This is a genomic window from Psychrobacillus sp. (genome assembly GCF_056205495.1).
Map to the genome: position 1 here is coordinate 1 of NZ_JBAEAP010000215.1, position 5,036 is coordinate 5,036.

General features: G+C 40.6%; 4 protein-coding genes. 3 read left to right on the forward strand and 1 reads right to left on the reverse strand.

Annotated elements, in window-relative coordinates; translation table 11 throughout:
- Positions 1–73 precede the first annotated feature (73 nt).
- The gene (locus AC06OU_RS06230; protein WP_169359616.1) at positions 74–394 is read right to left on the reverse strand and encodes a thioredoxin family protein; all 321 of its coding nucleotides are present in this window, start codon (positions 392–394) and stop codon (positions 74–76) included.
- A gap of 243 nt (positions 395–637) precedes the next feature.
- On the opposite strand from AC06OU_RS06230, the gene AC06OU_RS06235 reads away from it, so the two are divergent.
- The 3 genes from AC06OU_RS06235 to AC06OU_RS06245 form a co-directional block, all read left to right on the forward strand.
- Positions 638–2,977 (forward strand): 3-hydroxyacyl-CoA dehydrogenase/enoyl-CoA hydratase family protein, encoded by a 2,340-nt coding sequence (locus AC06OU_RS06235; RefSeq protein ID WP_475854688.1) that lies wholly within the window; start codon positions 638–640, stop codon positions 2,975–2,977.
- A gap of 28 nt (positions 2,978–3,005) precedes the next feature.
- The gene (locus AC06OU_RS06240; RefSeq protein WP_169359618.1) at positions 3,006–4,181 is read left to right on the forward strand and encodes an acetyl-CoA C-acetyltransferase; all 1,176 of its coding nucleotides are present in this window, start codon (positions 3,006–3,008) and stop codon (positions 4,179–4,181) included.
- Between the two features lie 85 nt (positions 4,182–4,266).
- A partial coding sequence (locus tag AC06OU_RS06245) for an acyl-CoA dehydrogenase family protein (protein WP_475854686.1) occupies positions 4,267–5,036 on the forward strand: 770 nt, incomplete at its 3' end.

A 5,036-nucleotide genomic window follows, 5' to 3' on the forward strand; every position in this document is an offset into this window, starting at 1 on the left:
TTATGAGATCTAAAGAAAGTATAGACTATTCAGTTTGAATATTATGCCTATATGTAGCTGTTCTAAATAGTATCTATTTAGTTTGCGCTTGTAAAAATTCTTCTACCTGGTCCGGTGTTTTCGCATTTGCACTATGCAGGTGAGCTTTTTTCTCGCCGTTTTGGTATATAAGTAGGCTAGGAATCCCCATTACTTCATACTTTTCAGCGATTTCAGGTAGTTCATCACGATTTACTTCATACCATGCGTAATTATTATACTTTTCCATGATTGGATCGATAAACATTTCCATACGACGACAATCAGGACACCAGCCTGCTTCAAATTTTACTAATACCTCTTGATCACCAGAAATGATTTCATTAAATTGTTCAGTTGTAGTAATTTTTTTCATTATAAGATACCTCCAATGATAATACATACAGTTTACACTGTTTCCCAAATAGGAGAAAGAAAAATGTATTAAATTATTCATTTTATTATTGCGAAAATTTAAACATTGCACTAGAATAATAGATATAGAGATTGCTTCTATTTTTTTTGTAATTAAAATGAATGAGCGTTCATTCAAGATGAAGGGGAGGCTTTGCACGTGACATATCAAATTAAAAAAGCAGCTGTACTTGGTTCAGGGGTAATGGGATCTGGGATTGCAGCTCACTTAGCAAACATCGGTATACCAACACTTTTGCTGGATATCGTACCAAAAGAAGTTAGTAAAGAGGATGAAGCAAAAGGACTTACATTGGAGCATCCTTCCGTACGTAATCGTTTTGCGGAAACTGCCGTACAGAAATTATTAAAGCAAAAACCAGCACCATTAACATCGAAAAAGAACCTGCAATTAATCACGGCAGGGAATTTAGAGGATGATCTTGAAAAGCTAAAAGATGTGGACTGGATTATAGAGGTAGTAGTAGAAAACTTAGATATTAAGAAAAATTTATATGACAAAATAGATGCAGTTCGTAAGCCAGGCACAATTATAAGCTCTAACACTTCAGGAATCAGTATCAATGCAATGGTAGAAGGTAGATCAGAAGACTTTGGCAAGCATTTCCTTGGAACTCATTTCTTCAACCCACCTCGTTATTTGAAGCTATTGGAAGTGATTCCTGCTAATACGACTGCTCCTGAAGTAGTGGAATTCATGCAAAACTTTGGTGAGGATGTGCTTGGAAAAGGTGTTGTTCTTGCAAAAGATACGCCTAACTTCATAGCCAACCGAATTGGAACATACGGTTTACTTGTAACCCTTCGTGAGATGCAAGCAAGAGGCTACTCGGTTGGAGAGGTAGATTCTGTTACTGGTCCACTTATTGGCCGTCCGAAGTCTGCAACGTTCCGTACGCTTGATGTAGTAGGTCTTGATACATTTGCTCACGTAGCAAAAAACGTATATGACCAAACAACAGGGGAAGAGCAAAAAGTATTCGAAGTACCCGCTTTCATGCAAAAAATGCTTGAAAACAAGTGGCTTGGTGCTAAAACAGGGCAAGGCTTCTTCTTAAAAGAAGGCAAAGAAATTAAAGAATTAGATCCGGAAACTTTGGAATATGGACCAATGAAGAAGCTGAAAACTCCTTCTATGGAAATGGCAAAGCAGCAAAAAGGCTTAGCCGCTAAAGTGAAAACGTTAACATATGCAAAGGATCGCACAGGAGAGCTTTTATGGAGTATTTTAAGTCCAACACTTATCTATTCTGCTCAGCTTCACGGTGAAATTGCAGATGATATCGTTGCAATTGACAATGCAATGAAATGGGGCTTCGGCTGGCAGCAAGGACCTTTTGAAATTTGGGATGCAATCGGAGTAAAAGACTCTGTTGAAAAAATGACGTCTGAAGGATATGAGATCCCTGCTTTCGTTCAGTCTTTACTAGATAAAGGTTTTAGTTCCTTCTATAAAGAGGATAACGGAGAGTTGTTCTTCTTTGACGGGTCGGATTACCAGGCGGTACCAGTCAATGAAAAGACGATTAACTTAAAAAGCTACAAGAAAAAGCATGGTGTCATTAAGTCGAATTCAGGAGCTAGCCTGATCGATTTAGGAGATGGAATTGCATTGCTAGAGTTCCACTCTAAGTCCAACTCTATCGGGTTAGATATTCTTCAAATGATCAACTACGCTATTGACGAAGTTGAGAAAAACTTTAAAGGGCTTGTTATTAGTAACCAAGGGAAAAACTTCAGCGTTGGGGCAAACCTTGGAATGATTCTAATGGAAGCTCAGGATGACAATATTTTTGAACTAGATTTCGTTGTTCGTCAATTCCAAAACGCGACGATGAAAATTAAATACTCTGCCAAGCCAGTAGTTGTTGCTCCATTTGGAATGACATTAGGTGGAGGAGCAGAGGTAACTCTACCAGCTGCACACATTCAAGCATCTACTGAAACGTATATGGGTCTTGTTGAAGCTGGTGTTGGACTAATCCCTGGTGGTGGGGGCAATAAAGAGCTATACATGAAACATCTAAAAGGAATTCCAAATGGAGTTCAAATAGATTATTTAAATGTAGCTAGCAAGGTATTTGAAACAATCGCTATGGCTAAGGTATCCACGTCAGGTGAAGAGGCACGCGAAAATAATTTCTTAAGCATGGCTGATGGTATTAGCGTAAACCCAGATCATTTAATCTACGATGCTAAGCAAGCTGCACTTGCTCTTGCAGATGTAGGCTATAAGGCACCGATTCGTGAGAAGGTTCCAGTAGTAGGTTCTCCAGGATATGCGGCATTGTTATTAGGAGCTGAAGGCATGTTCTTATCTGGATACATTAGTGAGCATGACTTGAAAATCGCTAAAAAGCTTGCGTATGTCATCGCTGGCGGTGAGGTCCCATACGGTACTTTAGTAGATGAGCAGTATCTGTTGAACCTAGAGCGCGAAGCTTTCTTAAGCTTAGTTGCAGATCCAAAGTCTCAGGCAAGAATGCAGCACATGTTAGTGAAAGGTAAACCATTACGCAACTAGACTGCGTTAGGTAAAAGGAGGAGAACTCATGCGTGAAGCAGTTATCGTAGCAGGTGCAAGAACACCAGTTGGTAAAGCGAAAAAAGGATCTCTAGCTAATGTACGCCCAGATGATTTCGGGGCATTGGTGGTAAAAGAGACGTTAAAAAGAGCGGGCGGATACGACGGCCCAATAGATGATTTAATTTTAGGATGTGCAATGCCTGAAGCGGAGCAAGGGATGAATGTGGCTCGTAATATCGGTGCACTTGCTGGACTTCCAGATACAACACCAGCGATCACAATCAATCGTTTCTGTTCCTCAGGCTTACAATCAATCGCTTATGCGGCTGAACGTATTATGCTAGGCCACTCTGAAGCAATTATTGCCGGAGGAGTAGAGTCAATGAGTATGGTTCCAATGATGGGGAATGTCATTCGACCAAATGCTCATTTAGCAGAAACCGCGCCTCAATATTATATGGGAATGGGGCATACAGCGGAGCAGGTGGCGAATAAGTATAATGTGAGCCGTGAAGACCAGGATGCATTTGCTGTTCGTTCACATCAGCTTGCTGCAGCGGCAATTGCAGCTGGTAAGTTTAACGATGATATCGTTCCGGTTGAAGTGATCAAGCATTTCGTAGATGAAAACAACAAAGCGCAATCGAAAAAATTTATGTTCGAAATGGATGAGGGTGTACGTCCAGGAACAACAGTAGAAACACTTGCAAAATTACGTCCAGCATTCAACGTGCGTGGTTCTGTAACTGCAGGTAATGCATCTCAAACTTCGGACGGTGCAGGCGCAGTATTAGTGATGGATCGTGAAGTTGCAGAGGCACAAGGCTTAAAGCCGATAGCAAAATTCCGTTCATTCGCAGTTGGAGGCGTGGCTCCAGACGTAATGGGTATCGGACCAATCGTTGCGGTACCTAAAGCATTGAAAATTGCAGGTCTATCTATTGAAGATATCGACCTTTGGGAGATCAATGAAGCATTCGCTTCTCAATCCATCCAAGTCGTTCGTCACTTAGGTATCGATTTAGATAAAGTAAATGTAAACGGTGGAGCTATCGCACTAGGGCATCCACTTGGAGCAACAGGTTCTATCTTAACTCTAAAAATGATGAGCGAACTTAGAAGACAAGGGAAGCAATTCGGAGTTGTGACGATGTGTATCGGTGGAGGCATGGGAGCAGCTGGAGTATTTGAACTTCTTTAATTTTAAGGTGGAAATGCGCTTTGATTGAAGGGCGCATTTCACAATCAATTAAACAAACGTTTACACACAATAGGAGGAGAAGGAAATGACACAAGTTCAAGATGCAATTAAAGGTGGAAGCTTTTTAGTAGAAGATATTGAGGCAAGCCGCGTATTTACACCAGAGGATTTCAATGATGAGCAAAAAATGATTGCTAAAACAGCAGAAGACTATGTAAAAAACGAAGTATTACCTGTTGTGGAAAACCTAGAAAATCATGAGTTTGATCACTCTGTACGTTTATTGAAATCTGCTGGTGACTTAGGTCTTTTAGCAGCTGATATTCCAGAGGCATATGATGGCCTAGGATTAGACAAAATCTCATCTGCATTAATCGCTGAAAAGCTATCAGTAGCAGGTGGATTCTCTATCACTCACGGAGCACACGTAGGGATTGGTACTCTTCCAATCGTTCTTTTCGGTAATGAAGAGCAAAAGAAAAAATACCTTCCAAACTCAGCATCTGGAGAAAAAATCTCAGCATACGCTTTAACAGAGCCAGGCTCAGGTTCAGATGCTCTTGGAGCAAAAACAACTGCTAAATTAAATGAAGCAGGAACACACTATGTACTTAATGGTGAAAAGCAATGGATCACTAACGCAGGATTTGCAGACGTATTCGTTGTTTATGCAAAAGTGGACGGAGACAAATTCTCTGCATTTATCGTTGAAAGAACATTCCCAGGAGTATCTGTAGGTGCAGAAGAGAAGAAAATGGGTATCAAATCTTCTTCTACTCGTACATTGATCTTAGAAGACGCACAGGTGCCTGTTGAAAACCTGTTAGGGGAAATTGGCCGTGGTCATATTATTGC